This is a genomic window from Bacteroidota bacterium (genome assembly GCA_016183775.1).
In the GTDB taxonomy this organism is placed as follows: Bacteria; Bacteroidota; Bacteroidia; order JABDFU01; family JABDFU01; genus JABDFU01.
Genome location: JACPDY010000056.1, coordinates 1 through 23861, shown reverse-complemented (window position 1 = coordinate 23861; position 23861 = coordinate 1). Strand labels below are relative to the sequence as shown.

Below are 23861 nucleotides of genomic sequence, written 5' to 3'. Positions count from 1 at the left end.
ATAATTTGTTTTAGCTGGTCGGAAAAGTCGTTTACCAGGCCCGAAGTCAAAGAGAATTCCAATCTTTTGAAAGCTTACGGATGGGAAACAGGTATAATCAGACCTTTTTCCATTTCAATTTTATGACCTCCGCGAAACTTTTTCCGGTTATTTTACTTTCCAACCAGGAAATAATATCAAAATACTCAATGGCAATTTTTTCGAAGGGATCCTTTAGTACATGCTCCAATTTTATTTTGTAATTGACAAATAAAGCAATAAGTTCCTTCTGATCATTAACATATATAGCCTCTTTGATCAATTGAAGTATCAATGACTCAAACTTAAGTGAACTCGGCCGTGTGTAAAAATATTTATAGATACCCCTCATTTTATATTCAACATGTTCGATATTCGACTTTTCATAATGTAAAATAAGGTTTATTAACTGGGCAAAATAATAAATGTCGCTGTTTTTTTCAGCACCGGGAAGATGCAGCAGCCTGTTCAGCCATTTGATAGATTCCGAATATTTTTCCAACCCAAAATTTGCGAGAGCGGCATGAAATAAAATAATGACATGGTTCTTCATTTCTACCTTTCCAAAATAGATTTTCAACTCCTCCTCCATTTGAGGGATCATTGCAAGCGCCGCTTTAAAATCTCCAACATCCAAAAGGGCCGAGACCTCCACTGTTTTTAATTCAAATTTGCGGATAGCGATATCCTTGTCAACAGGTTTCACCAACTTAAGCTTATCAATAATGATCTTCATTTTATCATATTGCCTCAGATAGAGCAGACACTTAATTGCATTACCGATCGCCGAAACGTATTTCCGTTGAAAAAGGGTCTCGAAACCCGGCCGTGATTCTATTTCAAGCATCACATTTTTTGCCTGTAAATACCCGTTCTCAAAATCGCATTTTGCGAAATAGTAGCTGCAGAGAATATTGCTCCTTATCATCCTGGACCTGGCGGATAAAGCCATACTGCTGTCTTTTATAAAATGATCGCTTATTATTTCTGAATAAATAAATTCTGTTTGTTCGTTCCTGATGAAGGAATGCTTATAATACATTGCCGCAAAAGCAGATTCCAGAGATAAGTATTTACTATAGTTCCGGTATTTTAGTATCGCCTCTTCTTTCGCGGCTTCTTTCTGAATAATCTCTTGCTCAGGCAACTCCTTTCCAAGGTTCATTCTTGCCTCTATCTCAAATGTCTGAAGTAACAAAAGAAAAAATTCACCTTCTTTAGCAAGTAAAATTGCTTTCTCAAGTTCAACGGCACACTCATCAAACAATCTCTTTTGTAATAGTAACTGCGTATTATGGATATATGAATTGATCAGGTTTTCCGCAGATATCCCGGAATGATATATCCTGAGTGATCTCATCAGTTGCTCATAGAGCTTCTTTTTAGTCCCGTAAAAATCTTTCCCTTTGCAAATTGATTTGAACTCTAAAAACACCTTTCCTTCATTCGTATAATCAATCAATTTTTCTATAATATCATACAGCTTAATTATTTGGGTGTCCTTTTTGAAAGCAACTGAATAAAGCTTAAAATATCTCTTTTCACTCTTGTTCATTGACTTTATAAGATGAAAGAGACTATCCGAATTTCGTTTCATGTTAACCAGTTAGAAAATCATTATAAAATGCAATATAATTATAAAATTTAATAAATTAAGCAATAATATGACTAATATCTATACTGTTAAAAGTCATTAAATAAAATAATAAGTTAGCACATGCCGCATAGATTCTCTATTTTAGGCAAACAAAGTACGTTAACCCTAGCAATTTGCCTGATATGCGGCCAGGGTAGTTTTACAAAGAGTCAGCTATGGTGAATAAATACAAATCGAATATAAAACAGTTCTTATATTTTACAGGAACAATGTTCATGCTATATACCTCTTGTATCAACGGGCAGGATATAGTTAATTCTTATACAGAAAAAACCACTAAACATTCGACGAGGAATGGAGATCTATCGCAATTTACCCAAAGCATGCGCGGCAATAGCATCCGTTTTACCGAAAACAAAGGACAAATTGTTGATATAAGAGGCGACCTTCGTCCTGATGTTTTATATAAAGGAGAAAATTCCGGTATGGATATTTATTTACGTAAAACAGGAATAAGTTATGTGCACAGCAACATTAATAAAGTAATGCATGAAATTGAAGAACAAATAGAAGAAAAGGAACATGCCGACTTGTTAATGCCAGGAAAAAAAGAGAGTAAAGAAGACCTGATTAAATTAAGGTTTGAGTTAGAGCAAAAATCTTTGCTGAAAATACACAGGCTGGATGTTGATTTTGTTGATGCAAACCATAATCTCAATATCTATACTTCAGCTCCAATTGGCGGATATAATAATTACTACTACCCACATTGCACCAAAGGCATTTTAAATGTACGTTCCTTTGGCGAAGTAACAACCAAAAATATTTACAACAATATAGATGTAACGTTCTATGGAGAGAATAGTGCAGGTCTCAAGTATGATATAATTGTAAACCCCGGCGGTGATGCTGAACAAATAAAATTAAACTATTCGGGTGCCGAAGAACTAAAAGTCGAGAATGGAAAACTGTTAATTAAAACAAGTTTAGGTGAACTTATTGAATCCATGCCAAAAGTATATCAACGTGTCAATGGTGAAATTATTGATATAAAAGCAGCATATATTTTGACCGGAACAATAGTAAGCATGCGGCTTGAAGAATGGAATCATTCCTTCCCTTTGGTGATCGACCCTTGGGTATCGTATTATGGCGGAAATACATACGATGGCGGCACGGCTGTAGATACTGATCCCGCCGGCAATTTGGTTTTTTGCGGCCATACTACTTCTACTAATTTTCCGAATACCGCCGGCAGCTTTCAAACATCTTTTGCCGGGCCCACTTCATTTCTAAATACAAAAGGCGATGTTTTTATTGCTAAAATGAGTGCCGCCGGCACAGGTTTATGGGCCACCTATTATGGCGGAAGTGACAATGAAACAGGCATTTGTATCGCCAGCGATGCCGTCGGAAATATTTTTGTAACGGGGCACACAGTATCAACCAATTTTCCGATTGGATTTTCAGGAGCTAATGTTGTACACCAAAACATTTATGGCGGCGGGGGTGTTGCCAGTGAAAACTGGTTTAAAGGTGACGCGTTTGTGATCGCGTTAAACTCTGCGGGAACAAGGCTTTGGGCAACATATTATGGCGGCAGCTCGGATGACATGGGCGGCGGCATAGCAACTGACGGAAACAATATTTATTTATCAGGATCGACTTACTCCGGAAATGCGATATCCAACGGAGCTGCTTTTCAGCCTGCTATAAATGGTACGGGTACAGTAAGCACTACAATGTGCGACGCATACGCTGTAAAGTTTGCACCTAATGGGTCCGTGATCTGGGGTACATATGTAGGCGGCTCGAACAAGGATAAAGGCAGCGGTATAACATGTGACCTTGCCGGGAACATATATTTGACAGGCGGAACAGCGTCAACAAATTTTCCTGTTTCAGGAGCATGTTACCAACCAGTCTTTGGCGGCGGCGGTGGTGATGGTTTTCTATTCAAGTTCTCTCCGGCAGGCGCGCGCATTTGGGCTACGTATTATGGTGGAAGCTATCAAACCATGTTCGATCTTCCAATACCTATTGTAACAGATGGATTAAACAATGTGATCTTTGCCCATACTATTTCAGGAAACATCAATGTAATTACCAATGATGGCAGCTCATCTGCCGGTGCTTACCAGCCTCTTTATGGCGGAGGTTTGTTTGAGGGAAATATTGTTAAACTTAATTCCGGCGGAACGAGGATGTGGGCCACTTACCTTGGAGGAAGCAGTGATGAATATGCTCTTGCTCTCGCTGCTGATGCCACAAATAATATTTATGTTTACGGAGAATGGGAGGATACCGATTCAAAAAATTATCAGATAAGCGCATGCGCCTATCAACCTGTTTCCGGTGGAGGAGAGGATCAATTCATTGCCAAATATGACCCTAATGGACAACAGCGTTGCATAACTTATATGGGGGGAAGCAGGGAAGATGACATGGACAATGGAGGTGCAAATGGAATTACTGTAAATGGCAGTTTCCTTTATATTACAGGCTACACCACCGGAGGTTATCCTGTAACTGCTGGCGCGTATCAAACAGCTTACGGAGCTGTTCAGGATGGAACTACCGCCAACGCATTTGTGGCTCAGTTGTGTATTAATATTTGTGAAGGCAAAAGTTTAATAATCGCTCCTTCCGCGAACGCTGTAACCTGCCCCGGCACTCCTGTTAATTTTACACCAAACGTAAGTAATTCCTGCGACACAAGTGGCTATAAATATAAATGGACCTTTACAGGTGGTACGCCAAATACTTCAACCGCACAAAATCCTTCGGTCAGCTATTCTACTCCCGGTTACTATAATGTAAAGCTTGTTGTAACAACGCCCTGCAAAAAAGATTCGGTAACAAAAACAAATTATGTGATTGTCAACCCCTGCACGATCAACGCTACAGCAACGGGAGCGGCATTATGTTCCGCAAGCAACTGCACAAACATTACTGCCGCAGGATCGAGCGGCACAAGTCCGTACACATACAGCTGGAATACCGGAGCCACCACTTCAACAATCAATGTTTGTCCGCCAATAGGTACAACCGTTTATACTGTAATGGTTACCGATGCTGCAGGAAATTACGCAGCAACTACAACATCAGTAACGGTAAACCGTTCTCCAACCCTGCGGACAAATAGTTATAATATTAGCTGTACACAAAGCGGACAAGCTTATGTTGATTCTGTAAATGGCAAATCATCATCGCAAGGTACTGCCGGCCAAATTCCCTGGAATTATCAATTTAACTGGAGTAACAATAGTACATGGTATAGCCATAATGGCCTGGCTCCGGGTGGGTATACAGTTACAGTTACCGATCTCAGCAATGGTTGTACCGCTACAAAAACATTTAATATAACAAGCACGGGTGCAGCTTCTGCAACATTTACATCATCAAACGCCTGCATAGGCTCGTTGGTGAATTTTACTAATACGGGGTCGAGTGGTACAGGGGTAACGCATAGCTGGTATATTGGTGCTCCTGTGAACACAAGCGGAACCACTACTAATTTCTCCTATACATTTTTAACTGCAGGTTCATATAACGTAGATCACACAGTTACGAATGCCGGGTGCACCAATAAAGTTACGAATATTGTAACTGTTATTAACTGCAATGGACCCACAGTAACTGCCACCGGCAGTTCTGTGTGTCCTGGACTTTGTGCAGCAGCAACGTCCAGTGGTACTGGAGGTACGGCGCCGTATACCTACACATGGAGCAATGGCGCTACAACACAAAACATCAACCCTTGTCCGGCATCAACCACTACTTATACTGTAACCATCAAAGATTCAGGCGGCAATACATCGACCTCGACCGCAATTGTAACTGTTAATCCTGCCATTAATGTAACGACTACATCCACTAACATAACGTGCAATGGCAGTATGAATGGCAGTGTTCTTGCAAATCCCACAGGGGGTACCTCTCCGTTTACATACACCTGGAACAATGGACAAACTTCACAAACAATTACCGGCCTTACATCAGGCAATTATACGATAACTATTACTGACGCAAAAGGATGCACAACTACTTCTACATCTGCTGTAATTTCACCTCCACCATTGCTCGGCCAATTTACCAAAGGAACTGCAGGTTGTAACGGATGTGGCTGTAAAGAATGGATAATGCTGAATGCAGCGGGCGGTACAAATCCTTACTCCTACTCCTGGCCCGATGGGTATATCAATAGATATAAGAATCAGCTTTGCCCGGGCACATACACTATAAATATAAAGGATAAAAATGGGTGCAGTGTGAATGTAAATCTGACCGCTCCTTAAAGTGGGGATTAATTCACTTTTCCCTTTCCTTCATAATTTCCACAAAGAGTCTTTTTTCAATTTTACTATCAAACCATGAAACAATATCAAAACTTCGGGCAACAGGAGTTTTACTATCTGCCTTCAATTTAGCAAGATCATTTTTCAATTGCTCAAACAATCCACCTGACTTCCCGATCTGTGAAGTCCTGAAAATATCCTTTTGAAAAAATCGGATTAATCTGTTTTCATATTTACCAAGAAGCTTGTTCTTAAGCAGATAACGTTTTGACGACTGGCATATCGATATTATAGAATCATAATTCCCCATTTCGTAGTTAACAAATAGTATAAAGATCCGGGCATAACTCTGAATATCAGGCCTGGCTTCTTCAGTATAATTTATTATGTTATTCAGATACCTATTTGCCACACGGTATTCCTGCATGAGAAAGTGAGCATAAGAGAGATTCACGGATGTGACCATTTTCGATTCTCCTCCAAGAGATTCATATGGAATGAGATGCCTTATACTATCCCACGCTTCTATCGCCTTTTGAGGTTTGTGCAAAGCGATCTGTCCTTCCATATAATTGCCGGCAACTCCTATAAATGCAGCCTTCAGATCGTCCGTTTTCATTTTAACCGGAAGGTTGTGATAGAATTCTTTTGCTTTAATAAATATGGGCTCCAGTTCAGTCTTTAACTTAGTACAATTTACAGTTCCTATAAATCGAATTAACGCTGACAAATAAATACCCGACCTTGAAACAAGCATATCCTTTTCACTTTCCAGAAAATCTATCCACTCTTTCTGCTGCAAGTACGCCGTTTCATCTAACCTTCCGAGTCTCGACCTGCATAAATAATTAATATAATAATAGTTTCGCCGCGCATAAAAAGTAAGCGCCCTATCAGGAGATTTTAACAACTCGGAATTTGAAAGTTCCTGAAGTTCTTTTGCCTCATTAGTTCTCACAAATAGTTCAGCGGCTTTGGAAATCTTTAAATTAATGTTCAAAAACTCCGAATTGTTTTCAAGACATTTCAGGTAATACTTTTCCTTTTCATAAGCTCCATTGTCAACATACTCATCGATCTCTTTAACATTCATTAACTTTGTGATTATAATAACTCTAACAGAGTTGGCCATAAGAAGATAATGATGCTTTTCGTGCTTTAAAGCCAACTTTTCGATCTTGTCGATCATCTTCTTCGCAGCCCTGAACAATCTTTTGTCATGAAGCAGATTCAACTGATTCATGTATGAACCCAACCTCGCATCCACTGTATCCCTTTTATGATACACCTCCATGCAATTCAAAATAGCATTGAAAAGTTCATACTTTGTATTTGATATGCTTTTTACCCATTTTTCCTTTTTAAATTTACTGATCAGCTCTTTTTCGTTATAGCTACCCTTATTCTTTGCAATGAGTTCGAACAATTTCAAATAATTCTTGTCCCGGTCATACAGCGCCGAAAAAAGTTTGAAATACCTTTTCTCGGCTCCTGTCATCGCATGAATTAATAAAAAAAGGTCGTCAGAATCTTTCATCTAAAGTCTGAAAATTAGCTATAAAATATAGAACATATAAATTACTGATTGGCACAAAATAATCATTGAATATAGCTATTTTTGTCGCTTTGTGTCAAATTTTTAATTAATAAATTAATAAATCAAAACACTGAAAAATTAAACACTTTAAATTGACATCAGCTTTTATTTAAGTTATTTTAGTATAGCTCTATTTAAATTATTTGACGATGAAATATATACTTGCTTTAATTGCCTCTCTGTTTATTTCTCATGGATCGTGTCAGGTAATAGACAACCCACATGCTTCAGGTTTGGCAACAAATGCATCCTCAAACGGGTACAAAGTCAAATGGAATGTAAATCCATTTGATCAAAAAATATTTATTGAGAATCAGGGGCAGTTCGATGTTGTTTTACCAAACAAAGGTAAGGTGTTGTTCGGAGCGGAACTTGGGCAAATAAAAGCCTTCTTCACAGCAAACGGACTTACTTATCGCTATGATGAATACCCGGAAAGCAAGAAAGAAAATGAAGAAAAAGAGGAGCTTGAACCGGCAACATTTCTAAAACACAAAACACACTACCTGGCTTTTACATGGGAAGGCGCAAACCCAAATGTAACTATTCAGGCTCTGGGAAAACGATCCGACTACTATGTTTATCCAACCGGTCTCACTTCGTCAGTTCAGGTCAATCTGTTTAAAAAGATCATATATAGAAATCTTTACCCTGGAATTGATATTGAATATATTTTCCCGGACGGAAAAGAAGGAATAAAGTATTCGATAATAGTTCACCCCGGTGGAGATCCCTCAAAAGTAAAGTTGAAATACATAGGTGCAAAAAACATTAAAAAAGACGGAGGAAATGTGACTATACAGAGCGAAATAGGTGAATTCATTGATCATACACCATATAGTTTTTATGAAGGCGAGGAAGGAATAAACATACAAACGAAATACAAATTAAACGATAACGAAGAATCCTTTTTATTTGAAGAAGGGTATGACAAGACCAAGACTCTTGTGATAGACCCATGGATAACAACTCCGATCTTCCCTGGGGCAGGTTTAAAAAGAGGACCATGGGACGTAGATTATGATTATAACGGAAATGTATATGCCGCCTCCCAAAATGGTTTGGTAAAACTGAATAGTTCAGGCTCAATTATTTGGACTTACCAAGTTTCTCCTGTTTTTATCATATATGGGGAAATAACTGTAGACAGAGCAACGGGGAATGTATTTATTGTTGGGGATGGCGGTATTTCTCCCAGTTTAGGTATCGTTCAAAAAATTTCAACTAATGGATTACTTATAGCATCCAACTCAATCGCTGCCAAACCTGGTGTTATGCGTGAATTTTGGCGGGCAGCATTTAACCAATGTACGAATCAATTAATTATTGGAGCGGGTGGCTTACAAGATATTTACCAGGCAGGTACAATAGATATTAATCTGACTCAATTTAATCTTGTAAATGTGATGAACCTCCCCATTAATACTCTTGGGGGATATGATATGGTTGGTGTTTCTATTGATCCCTCAGGAACAAGTTGCTACATGGCTAACTCCAGCCAATCCCCATTTAATACGAATACTTTAATTAAATTACCCTGTCCCGCTATTAGTCCTACATCGTACAATCAGCCAAACGGATATATTTTCGGTGAACTTAATCATAATTATTATGGCAGTATTTCGTCGAATGGCATGAACGTTATTGCTGCGGGCAATAACGGTGTGTATATGTGGGATGGATACACGCTGAAGCAATTCAACAAAGCAACAGGGGCTTTAATTACAAGCAATGTAATTCAAACTCCTGTTGTTTTATCAGGACATGTTGCTACACGTTGGGCAGGAATTGATGTTGATGCATGCGAAAAAATATATGCAGGCTATCAAACATCCATTAAAGTATTCAATTCTTCTTTGCTACAAACAAATGTTATTACCCTTCCAAATAACCTCGATACGGTCAATGATGTAGCCATTGGTGTTAAAGGAAAAACACTATATGCTTGCGGAACATCATTTGTAACTTCCATAGAAATAAGTGGTCCTGCCACCGACTCAATTACAAAAGCTACAACTCAAGCCACCTGCTCTTGCAATGGCACGGCTACAGCTACTTTTTTAAAATGTGGGAGTCCCCTTACTTCAGGCGTAACTTATTTATGGAGCAACGGGCAAACCACCCAAACCGCGACAGGATTGTGTGCAGGCATACATAATATAACATTGAATTACAACTGCAAGGACTATCGGGATACTGTTATGATATCCGCACCGGGCAATATTGCTGTTACAAGTTCGCAAACCAATGTAACCTGCAATGCAGGCAATACCGGGAATGCAAATGTTAATGTCAGCGGAGGTTTGTTACCTTATACTTACAGTTGGTCAGGTGGAGCCGGAACAAGTCCAAATGCAAATAATCTTACTGCCGGTAATTATACAGTTACGGTTACTGACGCAAATGGTTGTAAAGCCATTAAAATAGTAGGCATTGATCAACCCGATCCTTTGATAGCAAACTTGGCAACAACCAATAACAGCTGCTCTTCAACAGGAAGTGCAACTTTGTATATTAGTAATAACGCCCCCTATACTTATACATGGAGCACCAGCCAGACAGGCACTTCCATTGGAGGACTTATTGCCGGTACTTATACGCTTACAGTAAACTCAAGTAACGGCTGTAGTCAAACTAAAATCTTTAACTAACGTGTGCATAAACAATACTGTAAATTTTAAAAACACAGGATCTTCTGGTTCCGGCGTAACTCACTCCTGGACCATTAAAGAAATTTATGGGGTAACAGGCACCACAGTTGACTGGTCTTATACATTTTTAAGCGCAGGTACTTATAGCATTACTCATACTGTTACAAATGCGGGCTGTACAGCAACTGTAACGAGTACAGTAACTGTAATTAATTGTTCTGCCCCAACTGTAACAGCAGCCGGCACCCCAATTTGCCCGGGCGAATGCGCTACTGTAACTTCTATAGGAACAGGTGGCACTACTCCATACACTTATTCATGGAGCAATGGCAGCTCAACACAGAATATCAATCCATGCCCGGCTACAACCACTACTTACACAGTGACAATACAAGATAAAAACGGTACCAGCTCAACTTCAACAGCTGTCGTAACAGTAAATCCTGCAGTTACTGCAAGTACAACGGTTACCAATATTACCTGTAGCGGGAGTAGTAATGGAACGGCAACCGGCAACCCCGGAAATGGCACACCGGGCTATGCATATAGTTGGAGCAATGGCAGTATAGCATCTCAAATTTCAAATCTCACGTCTCAAATCTACACCGTCACAATTACTGATTCTAAAGGATGTTCAGCCATCTCTACCGCATCAATAGTTTCACCTCCGCCACTAAAGGCATTATTTTCCAAAGGCACAGCCTCCTGTATAAGTTGTGGCTGTAAAGAATGGACAATGGTAAACGCAAGCGGAGGCACAAGCCCCTACTCCTATTCGTGGCCCGATGGATATGACAGAAGGTACAAAAATCATCTTTGTCCGGGAGCTTACACTATAAATATTAAAGATAAGAACGGATGCAGTGTGAATGTTAATTTAACAGCGCCGTAAATGACTTCTGTTAAATTTAGATAAAAACGCCTGCCTGCCGTCGCGTTTGCCTTTGCTACGGTAGGCAGGGATGCAGTGTGAATGTAAATCTGACTGCACCCTAAGCTTCGCTGATTGGTGGCAAATAAACTCAGTTGCCTTTTAATTCGTTCAACGCGATCCAGGTCATTAGTCCCATGCCCGTTTCAAGGGCCCGCTCATCGATATCGAATGTGGATGTATGAACTCCTGAAGTAATTCCTTTTGACTTATTGGCGGTCCCCAATCTGTAAAAACAGGCAGGTATATGTTGTGTATAATAAGAGAAGTCTTCACCGGTCATGCGCAGATCAAGATCCTCCACATTCTCCGCTCCTAAATAGGCAATTGCTGATTCCTTTGCCCGCATTGTTGTTTGCGCATCATTGGTCAACAACGGATAACCCGTAGCGATATTAAAATCACATGTTCCACCCCATTTCTTCGCTATGCTTTCAGCAATATTCTTCATTTTTATATGTGCTTCTTTTCTCCAATTCTCATTCATGGTGCGAAAAGTTCCTTCCAGTTGAACTTCATTAGGAATGACATTTGTTACACCATTCCCGATCATTCTTCCAAAAGCTAAAACTGTAGGAATATTATCCTTTTGCGGAGTAAGCATAAACTCCCTGTTCAACTCAAGCAAAATTTCAGAAGTGATCAGGAGCGGACTGATATACGCACGCACCATTGCAGCATGACCACCTTTACCCTTTACAGTTACATATAACTCATCCGTAGATGCCATATACATTCCGCTGCGGAAACCCACTTTCCCGGCTTCCATAGAAGTAAATACATGCTGAGCCAAAATACTTTTCGGTCTTGGATCTTCAAGCACTCCTTCCTTTATCATTAATGAAGCGCCACCCGGAAGTTTTTCCTCGCCAGGCTGAAAGATCAGTTTAACAGTTCCTTCAAATTCATTTCTCAACTCATTCAATATTTTTGCAGAACCAATTAAAGAGGATGTGTGTACATCGTGTCCGCAGGCATGCATAACACCCGGATTGGTTGAACAGTAAGGAACTTTATTCTCTTCTTTGATCGGCAACGCATCAATATCAGCACGGAGTGCAATCGTCCTTTTGTCCGGATTTTTTCCTTTTATTAATGCAACGATCCCGGTTTTAACATAACCGTCCGTAAACGGAATATTGAATGCCTTTAACCTGGAGGCAATAAAAGCGGAGGTCTTAAACTCTTCGAACGAAAGTTCGGGATTGGCATGCAGGTGGCGCCTTATCTCAACTACTTCTTTGAAGTATTGAGCAGCCAATGATCTGACGCGTTCTTTTAAATCAGACATAAACTATTTTCCTAAGATCATTTTAATGGAGATGATCAGGATAATAACTCCGAAGATCCTTTTCACCATAGTTTGATCGAGACCAATGGCAATTTTTGAGCCGACAAAACTTCCCAATACAAAGGTTATTGCAATGATCAATGCGGTTTTAACATCCACATGCCCTGCCTTATAATAGTTGAACACGCCCAAAATCCCGATCGGCATTAAAAACATGGCAAGGGTTGTTCCCTGCGCGGTATGCTGACTTACTCCTAAAAAATAAACCAATGCGGGAACAATAATGATCCCGCCGCCAATACCAACCATACCGCTTAGTATGCCGGCAAGAAGGCCAACACATAATAAAATAATTATCGTGTTCATATTAAGAGATTTGTTCAACAGATTGTGTTTTTAAAAATCCAGACTAAATGAAAGGTAAAGTATGCGCGGCAATATTATCCTGTCCTCCACACCCCACGCCCAATCAACACGCACAAAATAACCCCAGATCCTGCTCCGTAAACCAAAACCATATCCACCCACCAATGGTTCCCGCTTCGATGATATTGTAACAGTGATCGGCCCCCTGTTAACTATGCGGGTATTCAATGAATTTGTGGAAGAGTATGGATCAGGTCCGGTCCAGGCTGTACCCAGATCACCAAAGCCTATGATCTGAAAATTATTAATGAAGTCGGAACGAATAGGACGGTTGAAGAAATATTTAAAGATGGGCCAACGCAATTCATTATTCAGCACAACAAAGGTATTCCCGTTACGGATATTCTGGTAAAAGCCGCGAACAGGTGTTGCCAGTGTCTGGTACGCGTAGTTTTGATCTGTGGCAATGTTAATGGAATTATCGAAGCGGGGCGAAAACCAGTTATCAACTCCGCCCATATAATAAACCAGCTTTTGTTTTCCGAAAGAGGTACTACCTGCTATACGGCTTGCCCATATCAGATTACGGTGAATTTTCTGGTAATGCCGCACATCAAAACCCGCGACAACAAAGTCGGTACCATCATCTTTCACTGCTGCCGAATTTTTTTCACCCAGCATGGCCAGCACTGGTGAAGGAAGAATAGAACTTGAACGATCAATTCTCCTGTAATACTCCGCGAACACTTTCAACCTCGTACCGTTGAACAGATTTAACCCCCTGTTAAGCGTATTATCGAATATATATTCAACTTTACCTGAAGCCCATGTTTCATAAATGTAATCTTTCTGAAGTGCGGGTTGGTCTGTTGCCAGGTAAACCGTACGATCATTACGCAAAGTGGCAGTTCCCTTTATACAGGCCACTTCACTGAACGGCAATTTCCACGAATACTTTGCGTCATGTGTTAAAAGCTTAACCATTGAACCCCCTGCAACCGTTTGAAAAGACTGACGATGCAACACAAGCTGCCTGTCGAGGTTATGTACGCGGTTCTCATAACTCATGAAATATTCATTATTGTCGAGATTGGTACCTAAACGAATACCGGATACTATCCTATAATCCTCAAACAGATCACTGAGTCCAATTTTAAAAAGACCGTTGAAACCGGGATTCAGGTAAACAGGACTTCCTCCGCCGGTGAACCTCTGATACGAAGAGTTCAGATAACTATTATCGAGCTGGGTTACAACATAATCAGTGGCAAAGTTGATATAATAATTCTTTTGCGGAGACAATTTAAATTCCTTTTTGAGGGAATCGCGCTTTGCTATTGCCCTTATAGAATCCGTCATAACCGCGGGAGGAACAACAATAAGGGGAGGCTTAGGCTCTTCCTTTTTTACCTCTTCTTTCTTTTGAACCGATCTTCCCTTTTCGTTTTCAAACGTATAATTATTAATGTCTACATATCCGCTATCTCTCTTCACAGGCAGCGTTTCGGATATTTTTACCGGTGATGTTTCCACAGGGATTATAGTTAACTGTGACTCTGTCTTTTTTTGCGGACCCTTACGCTCTTCCTTGAGCCTGTCATCCCGGAAAGCTGTATTCTTCAACTCAAGGGGCACCAAAGCGGTTACAGGACTTATACTGCCGGAATACATCCAGTACTTCCCATTCGAATAAATAATATCTACATACTTATTCGCTTTGACATTAATATCCTGCTCAATAATGTTTCGTGAAAAATTAGTTACGGGTTGGCCACTAACCACAAAACGGTAATGCGCCGATGTATCCACATAGCTTATCACGCTGTCGAAATGAGCGATGTACCTATTCCGGATACCACTCTGATCACTTACGAAAGAATAGTTCAGGCTGTCGTAATCAGCAGGATTGGTCTCATTGATTGTCGGAGTATCTGTAAGCCGGCGAAGCGTATTTGCTTTTGAAATATAATTGAACACGAACAGATCTTTCGTAGGCCGCATATTGGCCTTGTAATTGTTTTCTGTTTCAAAACGAATCGTATCATTGGGGCGATTGGAACTGAAAACAATTTCCTTTGAACCATGGACGAATCGCGGGTTAAGGTCATCATAAATATCTTTGGTGATCTGCTCAAACCCGTTTGACGCAGCAGTAAAAACAAAAATATCGCTCTGCCCCTTTTGTACAGCCGACATGGCAAATTTCTTTCCGTCATCTGAATACGAAAAATCAAGTATTTTATCAAAATTGATGATAGTGCGTTTCGCTCTATCGCGTGTCTCCAATGTGTATTGAGTTAAATAAAGTTCGCCTTTCTCTTCGGTAATAATTGAGAACAGCAAACCGGTGGGATGCCAGGCGAGCAAGGGATATGAATAATCATTGATGCGATCAAGCTTGTGGCCCGATTTAATAATTCGTTTTGGTTTTTTACTCTCCTTTAAATTTTGCAGCCACACTTTATATTGCCCGAGTTCATTGGTAACATAAACCATGTAATTGCCATCCGGGCTTATCTTAGCCTGCGTATAAACACGTGTAACCCTGGGCTTTTTAACTACAGGAACCTGAGTTGGCAACGATTTTGTTTTATCCTGATCATCGTAATGGAGCTGGTAATAGGCCAGGTAGTCGCGCGAGAGGCTTTTCATTGAAACCCCAAGTACAAAAAGAAAAGCGCTTTCCACATTACGGCTGACGCGCGTCATATACAATACATTCGAAATAACACCATCGCCATATGTTTCGGCAATATAGTTCCATATAGAATGTCCTGCATAAAGTGCGTCGGCACCTGTGAGCCTGTTAAATTTATTGTAACGTCCGTTCAATATCCCGTCCCTAACCTTGTTGTCAACATCTGCATTCCATTTATTCGCCACATGCGACACGAGCCCCTTCATGAACCACTCGGGCAGGGCAAGTAATGTGGCATTCTTAAACATGTCCTTTAAATTACCTCCATACATCATCTGATTGATGAGCACCTCAGCAATTCCTCCCCTAATCTGCTCCTCAAGTTTCTGGTGATCGCCCTCAAAATAAACAACCACCTTGGTTCCGACAATGCGGGTTACCCCTCCAATGTTATACTGCTCATCATTTGCAAGGCCCAGGTTACTTTGCTTGAACTCACTTTGTTTATTGTAAACAATGAATTGTATACGTTCATCGGACTGGTAATCGAACATCCGTTCCAATTCAACAAGATTTTTTTGAGCCGATTTGGCAACATAATTAGCGATATCCTTACCACCTTCATAATAATATACTTCATAGCGGTTGTAGGCCGAATAGGTCCAATACAGATCCTTTTTATACTGTAAGCGATTCTTCCCAAAATCCATTTGAGATCCATAATAAAACTGACCGAGAGCGGAAACAGAAATAAACAGGACAAAAACCCCTGAAATAAGCAGTTTATACAGACGGGAAGAGGCAGAAAAATATTTAATAAGAAAGTTCAATTCATGTAAATATAAGCTTACTAAGATACTAAACATCTTTATAAGATAAAAGGGCATAATGCGTAACTTAGCACCCAATAAGTTATTGATAGCGTTATGATTACCATTAAAGCATTTACATTCGGGCCCTTCCAGGAGAACACCTATGTGTTGTATGATGAAACAAATGAATGTGTTATCATCGATCCGGGTTGTTATGATGACCGGGAACGAAACATGCTGGCAGATTTTATCAGCAAGCAAAAACTAATTCCAAAATTTTTGCTGAACACACATGGACACATTGATCATGTGGTTGGGAATAAATTTGTTTTTGAAAAATTTGGTTTGTTACCGGTAATTCATAAAAAGGACCTACAGACTTTACATTCACTTGAAACTGTTGCCAGAGTTTATGGTTTAAATGCCGAGGCTTCACCGGAACCTGAAAAATTTTTAGAAGAAGGCGATGTAGTGAAATTCGGCAGTTCAGCGTTGGATATATTATTTACACCGGGACACTCGCCCGGAAGCATTTGTTTTGTCAGTCATAAACAAAAATTTATTATCGGGGGTGATGTTTTATTTTATGGAAGCATTGGCCGTACCGACCTTCCAGGCGGACACCATCAAACGCTTATAGACAGTATCAATAACAAGCTGATGCCATTGGCTGATGATTTTTCGGTTCACTCAGGGCATGGGCCGGTAACAACAATCGGTTTTGAGCGGATGAACAACCCGTTTTTGCAACAATAAAAAACAGAACACAGATTATTATGATCGTTATGATCAATTAAGATTTGATCAGCGTAAATCAGAATGATCATAATAATCTGCGTTCCATTAGTTAGATTTTCCAACCCAATACAGAAATTTTAGTTTTTTAGAAAACAAAAATGGAAAAAGAAAGCAAAGTAATAAAACCCGGAATATACCGCCATTATAAAGGAAACCTATATGAGGTAATCAGCAGTGTACGTCACAGCGAAACACTTGAAGAACTTATTCTTTATAAAGCACTATATAAATCTGAAGGCGAAAACCTGTGGGTGCGACCCAAAAAAATGTTCGGGGAACATGTTGAGGTAGAAGGGAAAAAAGTTTTAAGGTTTACTTTTGTGGAGTAGATAAATATTATTTAATCCCACACTTATTCGAACTCACTTATTATTAACAAACGTGCGATGGCACACTGAGCGAAGTCCACGTGAGCGTAAGAGAATCTTATTTCTTATTCACCTCATCAAAATACCCGATCACTTCCAGCAAAATAGCTTTACCAATTGTATCAAGTCCTTCCTTTATAATAAGAAGAGCTCCTTCACGTAAATGCTCCCCAAATCCAACGGGCGATTCAAGTATGGTTTCAAAAACAACCTTCTGTCCTTGTTTTATTTCCTTTTTAAAAATACTGAAACGCAGGTTGCTGCTATAATTACCGGTCTCCTGCATATACGCCTGCGGCCTGAGCGCACCATAGATCGGCTGTTTCCGGGTACTTTCGAAAAGAATGCGGATAACGAGCAGTTTATTTTGGTAGATCATTTAACACTATCACAAAGTTTTAAGATCATACTTTCCACTTCTTCACTATCCCACTTATTCTCAATTCCGGGTATACTCATGATCTTTTGCATGATTCCCTCCTGACGGTAGCCCTCTTTTAACGCTGTAGAATAACGGATATGCGGACTATACGTAACCATTGTATATAATGGGATCCACTTATCGGGGTATTTACCCGCGAAACGGGCTTCTATTTTTTTCTGAAGAACAAATTTAGCGTCCGCCACTTTATCACGCATTTCCACAAAATTAGCAATGGCCAGATCGGCAATGGCATCACCATCGGGCTTGCGTTGCGCCTCGAAATTTTTGAAAATACTTTGCCAATCTTCCTTATGCTTACTCATCAGATCATTTAAAATAACGCAATCCTCAAATCCACAATTCATTCCCTGTCCATAAAACGGGACGATAGCATGGGCTGCATCACCCAGCAGCAGCATCTTATCACCATAACTCCAGGGGAAACATTTTACCGTAACCAGCGAAGATGCAGGGTTCGCAAAATAATCATGCTCAAGTGTGGGCATCAAAGCCACCGCATCAGGAAAAGTCCTTTTGAAAAAGGCTAGCATCTTTTCCTTCGTATCCAGCGATGCAAAAGAATATTCACCCTCGAATGGAAAAAACAAAGTGCAGGTAAAACTCTTATCCAAATTTGGCAAAGCGATCAGCATAAAATTGCCGCGCGGCCAGATGTGTAACGCATTTTGTTCCATCGCGAAATCGCCCGAAACAGTGGGTGGTATAGTTAACTCCTTATACCCATGCTCAAGATAAAACTGTTGGTAGTTGAACCTGTCAGTCGACAATTGCATTTGAGTACGCGCCACGGAAAACGCGCCATCCGTTCCGAATATTCTACCGTCGCTTTGGGTAGTACCTTTTTTCGTTTCCGCATTTTCAAAATGAGCAGCGGACACTTTGAGATCAATGCTTGTACACCTTTCATTAAAATGAATTTCAACTCCGTTCCTTTCAGCCAGATCCATCAAAACACAATTCAACCCACCACGCGACACAGAATAAATAGCTTGTTCATCTTTTCCATAGGGCTGAAAATTTGTTTTCCCATCAATAGCATGGATCATGCGTCCCTTCATTGGTATGGCCACTTTTTTTATTTCATCGGAAATACCAACCCCTTCAAGCCCCCGCCAGCCACGATCGGATAAAGCGAGATTGATCGAACGCCCCGCCGAAATACGATTTTTACGCATGTCGGGCCTGCGTTCAAAAACGGAAACCTTATAGCCACGTTTGGCTAAATAGATCGATAGTAATGAACCTACCAGTCCTGCTCCTATTATGGTTGTTCTTTTTGAGTTCATATTCCTAGTTTGTTTTATGTTTCGGTGCTCTGCACCTCTTTAATTTTAGACCTCTTTTCTACAGGTATTCACAAAATACATTAAGGTACGGCGCACCGAAGTATCCAAAATTACTCCCAACCATTTACACCCTTCATAAATTCAAAAACATACTCCTCTTTAAATTCTATTTCATATTTACGCAGCAGTTCCAAATACTCAGACCGGAATGAATTCTTCTTATGATGCTGTTCCTGTGACAAAACATATCTGACAACCGTATCTAATTGGGAACGAGAATGTGAAAATGCACCATAACCCTTTTGCCATTCAAATTTAAACTTTGTCAATCCATTTTTCCTGATCCAATCATTACTCGATGTTTTTATATTTTCGACAAGATCAGGTATCAATTGATTCACATTATAACCGATAAAAATATGAATATGATCCGGCATTGTCCCAATAGCCAATAATTTATGTCTGTGGTTTTGAACAATTCCGGCAATGTATTTTTCAAGGTCCTCTTTCCAAACCTTCTTAATCAGGGTACTTCGGTTCTTAACAGCAAAAATGATGTGAATGTATAGTTGCGTATATGTGTTTGCCATTATTTTATGTTTCGGTGCTCTGCACCTTCATTAATGAGACGTTTGTTTCCTACTACAAATATTTCGCGGCTCTGCCGCTTTAATGTCTTTATTCTTAATTCTTGTACTGCGCAAATTCAAAATCCACTCTTGTAAAAATTAATTGCAAACAAATATTTTGCCGCTCTCATGATTTAATGTCTTTATTTCTCAATCCTCGAACTATGCAAATTCAAAATCTATTTTTTAAAAAATTAATCCAAACAAATATTTCGCCATTCTGACGCTTTAATGCCCTCAGTTCTTAATCCACATATTACGGAAATTCCAAATTCTATCTTTTAAAATCAGATCCAACGAACATTTCGTGGCTCTACGGTATAAATATTCATATTATTGATTCGCAACACTCGTAATATTCCAAATCATATTCTTATATAAAATACAGGTGCAGCGCACCAAAATATCTGTAGAAACCGACCTGTTCAAATTCAAAAGGTGCAGCGCACCGAAACATTACCTCGTCGAAACCCTGTAAATATACAAACCGGAAATAGTATCTGTATAAACCGGGGGCCTGATAAACGTCATGTCCACATTGGTTAAATTTCTCCAGGAATAATAGAGGTCAATATTAAAATCACGCAATTGCGTATAGCCTTCCCTCTGAATAATTGCGTCCGTAAGTTCTCCATAATGTTTATTGCCGAGGTAATATGAAATGATGGCTGTGTTTTTATAGTCCTCTGTCAATGCGCGCTTTTGATTAGCGATACGGCCTATCATATCCTGCCGTTCCTTTAATGCACTTATCAGTTTGAACAAATGAATGTGCGGCGCGACAGAATGCCTGATCGTATTAAGAGGATGCAATACCAAGTCTGCCATCTTTTTTATACTGGAATCCCTGTCCTTTAACAGGAGCACCTCTTTCACCGGCCGTTTTACAAGGAAGAATACGAAACCAAAAAACAATACAGTACCCACTATGTAAATCCTTTTATTTTTAAACGATAAACTTTCAAGCAGAAAACCGAATAACAGAATAAAAATTATGGTGTTCATCCATATATACCGGTGATTAACGATCACGAAAATGTATCCCAAATCGTACAAAATCCAGGATACAAATAATATGAATGCCGGAAAAGGCAACGCCCTGAACTTGCCGGAGGTAATTATAAAAATTAAAAATGTAATTAACAACACAATCCCGATCTGTCGTCTGAAATCGAAATAATAAACACTTTCCATATTTGTGCGAATAACCTTGAGCCAATGCCTGAAATTATCGTTGGATGCAAACGGACTCCAGGTATGAATATGAAAAAGAGAAGGGGATTCTGTACTATTCACCGCTGTAGCATTGGCCGGGTTAAACAAGCCCTGCTCGTGTGCGGGATGACACAAATAACACTCCGGCCTGAAACAATATTCGGGACCAACAAGCGCAAAATTATACTTACCGCTTCCGCTTATTGTAAACGCCTCATTCTTCCACGACATGCACGCGACCCATATACCAGCAATCAATATAAACATCGAGAACCCGCCGATAAAATTTCTTACGATGATCTTTCTACCGTTACCGTTCCTATTTTTGAACCAATAGATACCATTAACAATGGTAAAATGAAAAATAAAAAAGGGAAAGCCAAATGCCTTGGTTAAAAAGAGAAATCCACCCAGAGTTCCGGCTTTTAAACCATAAGTATGATCACCTGAATAATTTTCACTGATAAGTGTTTTAAGATAATACAGCAACACAGTAAGGAACAACAGATCAGGACTGCCATACAACTGGCCATAACTGAGTATTAAAGGAATAAATGAAAAACGAAGTACGTGTTTCATCCATTGATTAATTCGAGTGGGCTCCAGCAATTCAATGCAAACTTTTATTGTAAACAGCCCTATAAGTAATTGCAGAATATGAAAAGCGAAGAATGGATCAACACCAAATGAAATAAAAGGGATGAGCAGCCACGGGATCATCGGACTCCAGTAATCATTAATGGCATCGTAAAAATTGCCGCTCACATATTTTTCAGAAACGGTTATATAGTTGAGCATATCGATACCGTCAACATAAAATCGCAGGAAATGAATCAGCACAACACCTACTGCCAGGTAGAGCAGAAAAACAAACCAATACCTTGTAAATGTTTCTATAAACTTATACCAAGTTGTCAGCAAACCCGGCTGCATTGTGCGCTGATTTGATGACTGAGTTGGTGTTATATCCGGTGGGTTTAACATTTGTGCCAGCGGCTGGGTGCTATTTCTCTTCATGATAATCTTCTTCCGTATTCACCGCCCAGATATTTTCCTTTGATGTGATGTCACCAACTATATTATCAACGGCCACCATAGCGGTAAGCATAGAGTGATCCTGGTTGTTGTATTTGTGCATGCCATTGCGCCCAATAAGGAAGAGATTTTCAAACCCATCCGTAAATTTACGGATCACATCAAAATCAGGATAGGTGCCGAAATAAGCCGGATATGCTTTTGGCATGCGTATCACAGTTCCATCCTGCACATCCTCCTTTTTAATGATCCCGATTTTACACAATTCCTCAATGGCGAATGCATACATTTCTTTATCATCCATTTGCCAAAGCGGATCCCCTTCATTACAAAAATATTCGAGGCCCAGCCAATAGCTGTTCCTATCCGCAACCATATAAGGACTCCAGTTATTGAACACCTGCAATCGTCCCAACTTAACATCAGGCTCCTGTATATATATCCAGTTATCGGCCAGTTTATCTTTTAATGAAGGGTTGGCCGTATTTAATTTTTTTACAAGCAAGCCCACAGTAATAAAGTCGCGGTAATGCAATCCCTCAGCAGCTCTGCTGATCTCAGGAGAAGCAGCAGGGTTTACCATTTTAACCAGCTCTTTCACTGGCATTGTTGAGAACAAATGATCTGTTTTTAGTTCAGTAGTTATATTGGTCAAAAGATCTTTAATAACAACGGATGCAACCCGGTTGCCAGATGTTGAGATTTTAGTGATCGTATGATTCAGCAAAAGTTCTCCTCCCCTACTCTTCACCTGTGCCGCTGCTTCATCCCACAATTGTCCGGGACCATATTTAGGATACAAAAATTGCTGGATGAGTGAGGTCTCTGTTTCTTTTTGGCGGATATCACTTTCAGAGGAGAGTATGCTTTTCAGAAAGTGCCCAATTGATCTGGATACTGATAATCCCTTTATGCGCTGATGTCCCCATTCAGCACTGATATCAGTACAGGAACGACCCCAGACCTTTTCGGTATATGATCTGAAAAAAGTAAGGTATAACTCTTTTCCGAAACGATTAATAAAAAAATCTTCGAGGTTCTTTTCTGGCTTTATCGGAAACAAAATACTTTTTAAATAACCGGCTCCGATCTTAAGCACTCTTACTAAACCAAGCTGGGCAAGAGTTTTTGGCGACAAAGTAATCGGGTAATCAAAAAACTTTCGCAGAAAATAAATGCGGGAGCTGCGTTTGCGCAACAGCATCACTTTATCTTCTTTTTCCGGATCGGGTGCGAAAATAGTAGCCGATATTTCCCGGCTTTTATTATGATAGGCTATTGTTGCGTGCGCATCATTAAGTTTTTCAAGCGGCAAAATATTCAGCCACCAGTTCATAACCCTGTCGGACTTGGAAAAAAAACGATGGCCGCCTATATCTATTCGGTTTCCTTTGTAATTGACCGTTTTGCATATACCTCCTACACCATCTGTCAATTCAATGATAATGGGTTTTATCTCCGTGCGTTGCAATAGCTCATACGCGACAGTTAAACCGGCCGGACCGGCACCGATAATCAGAGCTATTTTCTTTCCGGGCATATTGATGCAATTTCGGGAAATGTTTTAAATATACTGTCAGATTATTTTGTAAAAAATACCAGAGAGGCCATTTCGATCACACGGAAAGATCAGGAAAATGCATTTTCAATTATATCCAATAAAAACCCGGCTATCAACCGGGCTTTAAATTTATATGCAATGGAAAATTATTTGTTTACCTTATTGTTATTGCAGGTTTCGGCTTCTGTGTTCCAAACTTCTAATACCAATTATAAATAAAATTCAGTCCAATATTTGCAGAATAGATTTTTTTATTATTTTTGGACTAAACTATAAATATAACAATATGTCATTCGCAAAAACAATACACATCAAAGAGAGTGTG

15 protein-coding genes are annotated in these 23861 nt (G+C 39.8%); 5 read left to right on the top strand and 10 right to left on the bottom strand.

All coding sequences use genetic code 11. The annotated features are described in order from the left end of the window. Positions 1-97: 97 nt before the first annotated feature. Positions 98-1615 carry a hypothetical protein gene (locus tag HYU69_07195; GenBank protein ID MBI2270130.1) on the bottom strand — a complete coding sequence of 506 codons (1518 nt, stop codon included), beginning with the start codon at positions 1613-1615 and terminating at the stop codon, positions 98-100. 215 nt (positions 1616-1830) lie between these two features. Here HYU69_07195 and HYU69_07190 point away from each other — a divergent pair, with 215 nt between their 5' ends. Continuing rightward, positions 1831-5913: an SBBP repeat-containing protein gene (locus HYU69_07190; GenBank protein ID MBI2270129.1), complete on the top strand. Its 4083-nt coding sequence runs from the start codon at positions 1831-1833 to the stop codon at positions 5911-5913. A 13-nt stretch (positions 5914-5926) separates the two neighbouring features. On the opposite strand, the gene HYU69_07185 is transcribed toward HYU69_07190, so the two are convergent. Then, on the bottom strand, positions 5927-7450 hold the full coding sequence (locus HYU69_07185; GenBank protein ID MBI2270128.1) for a hypothetical protein: 1524 nt from the start codon (positions 7448-7450) through the stop codon (positions 5927-5929). Between the two features lie 209 nt (positions 7451-7659). Here HYU69_07185 and HYU69_07180 point away from each other — a divergent pair, with 209 nt between their 5' ends. Next, positions 7660-10161, top strand: coding sequence for a SprB repeat-containing protein (locus HYU69_07180; GenBank protein ID MBI2270127.1), 2502 nt, complete (start codon positions 7660-7662; stop codon positions 10159-10161). A gap of 1 nt (position 10162) precedes the next feature. After that, positions 10163-11053: a PKD domain-containing protein gene (locus tag HYU69_07175; protein ID MBI2270126.1), complete on the top strand. Its 891-nt coding sequence runs from the start codon at positions 10163-10165 to the stop codon at positions 11051-11053. A 130-nt stretch (positions 11054-11183) separates the two neighbouring features. Here the strand turns inward: HYU69_07175 and HYU69_07170 are convergent, their stop codons facing one another. The 3 genes from HYU69_07170 to HYU69_07160 are packed head-to-tail and all read right to left on the bottom strand — an operon-like array spanning position 11184 to position 16217. Then, a complete protein-coding gene (locus tag HYU69_07170) occupies positions 11184-12383 on the bottom strand; it encodes an amidohydrolase (protein MBI2270125.1) in 1200 nt (399 codons plus the stop codon). Between the two features lie 3 nt (positions 12384-12386). Next, complete coding sequence (locus HYU69_07165; GenBank protein MBI2270124.1) at positions 12387-12749, bottom strand: sulfite exporter TauE/SafE family protein; 363 nt, start codon at positions 12747-12749, stop codon at positions 12387-12389. 30 nt (positions 12750-12779) lie between these two features. Next, on the bottom strand, positions 12780-16217 hold the full coding sequence (locus HYU69_07160; protein ID MBI2270123.1) for a PD40 domain-containing protein: 3438 nt from the start codon (positions 16215-16217) through the stop codon (positions 12780-12782). A 96-nt stretch (positions 16218-16313) separates the two neighbouring features. Between HYU69_07160 and HYU69_07155 the strand changes: the two genes are divergently transcribed. Then, on the top strand, positions 16314-16955 hold the full coding sequence (locus HYU69_07155) for an MBL fold metallo-hydrolase (GenBank protein MBI2270122.1): 642 nt from the start codon (positions 16314-16316) through the stop codon (positions 16953-16955). Between the two features lie 140 nt (positions 16956-17095). Next, positions 17096-17326: a DUF1653 domain-containing protein gene (locus HYU69_07150; GenBank protein MBI2270121.1), complete on the top strand. Its 231-nt coding sequence runs from the start codon at positions 17096-17098 to the stop codon at positions 17324-17326. Positions 17327-17423: 97 nt separating this feature from the next. On the opposite strand, the gene HYU69_07145 is transcribed toward HYU69_07150, so the two are convergent. The 5 genes from HYU69_07145 to HYU69_07125 all read right to left on the bottom strand — a co-directional run bounded on the left by HYU69_07145 (position 17424) and on the right by HYU69_07125 (position 23515). Next, a complete protein-coding gene (locus HYU69_07145; GenBank protein MBI2270120.1) occupies positions 17424-17744 on the bottom strand; it encodes a hypothetical protein in 321 nt (106 codons plus the stop codon). Continuing rightward, a complete protein-coding gene (locus HYU69_07140; protein MBI2270119.1) occupies positions 17741-19096 on the bottom strand; it encodes an FAD-dependent monooxygenase in 1356 nt (451 codons plus the stop codon). The genes HYU69_07145 and HYU69_07140 overlap by 4 nt, the downstream gene beginning before the upstream one ends. A 110-nt stretch (positions 19097-19206) precedes the next feature. Next, positions 19207-19686, bottom strand: a complete 480-nt coding sequence (gene tnpA / locus HYU69_07135; GenBank protein MBI2270118.1) for an IS200/IS605 family transposase — start codon at positions 19684-19686, stop codon at positions 19207-19209. A 495-nt stretch (positions 19687-20181) separates the two neighbouring features. Beyond that, the gene (locus HYU69_07130; GenBank protein ID MBI2270117.1) at positions 20182-21957 is read right to left on the bottom strand and encodes a hypothetical protein; all 1776 of its coding nucleotides are present in this window, start codon (positions 21955-21957) and stop codon (positions 20182-20184) included. Then, positions 21944-23515: an NAD(P)/FAD-dependent oxidoreductase gene (locus HYU69_07125; protein MBI2270116.1), complete on the bottom strand. Its 1572-nt coding sequence runs from the start codon at positions 23513-23515 to the stop codon at positions 21944-21946. Before HYU69_07125 ends, HYU69_07130 begins: the two co-directional genes overlap by 14 nt. Positions 23516-23861 lie beyond the last annotated feature (346 nt).

Bases quoted from the DNA above. Each gene is read 5' to 3' on its own strand.
- HYU69_07185 (MBI2270128.1), bottom strand. From the start codon at position 7,450: ATGAAAGATTCTGACGACCTTTTTTTATTAATTCATGCGATGACAGGA.
- HYU69_07125 (MBI2270116.1), bottom strand. From the start codon at position 23,515: ATGCCCGGAAAGAAAATAGCTCTGATTATCGGTGCCGGTCCGGCCGGT.
- HYU69_07190 (MBI2270129.1), top strand. From the start codon at position 1,831: ATGGTGAATAAATACAAATCGAATATAAAACAGTTCTTATATTTTACA.
- HYU69_07195 (MBI2270130.1), bottom strand. From the start codon at position 1,615: ATGAAACGAAATTCGGATAGTCTCTTTCATCTTATAAAGTCAATGAAC.
- HYU69_07140 (MBI2270119.1), bottom strand. From the start codon at position 19,096: ATGAACTCAAAAAGAACAACCATAATAGGAGCAGGACTGGTAGGTTCA.
- HYU69_07145 (MBI2270120.1), bottom strand. From the start codon at position 17,744: ATGATCTACCAAAATAAACTGCTCGTTATCCGCATTCTTTTCGAAAGT.
- HYU69_07130 (MBI2270117.1), bottom strand. From the start codon at position 21,957: ATGAAGAGAAATAGCACCCAGCCGCTGGCACAAATGTTAAACCCACCG.
- HYU69_07180 (MBI2270127.1), top strand. From the start codon at position 7,660: ATGAAATATATACTTGCTTTAATTGCCTCTCTGTTTATTTCTCATGGA.
- HYU69_07165 (MBI2270124.1), bottom strand. From the start codon at position 12,749: ATGAACACGATAATTATTTTATTATGTGTTGGCCTTCTTGCCGGCATA.
- tnpA (MBI2270118.1), bottom strand. From the start codon at position 19,686: ATGGCAAACACATATACGCAACTATACATTCACATCATTTTTGCTGTT.
- HYU69_07155 (MBI2270122.1), top strand. From the start codon at position 16,314: ATGATTACCATTAAAGCATTTACATTCGGGCCCTTCCAGGAGAACACC.
- HYU69_07150 (MBI2270121.1), top strand. From the start codon at position 17,096: ATGGAAAAAGAAAGCAAAGTAATAAAACCCGGAATATACCGCCATTAT.
- HYU69_07170 (MBI2270125.1), bottom strand. From the start codon at position 12,383: ATGTCTGATTTAAAAGAACGCGTCAGATCATTGGCTGCTCAATACTTC.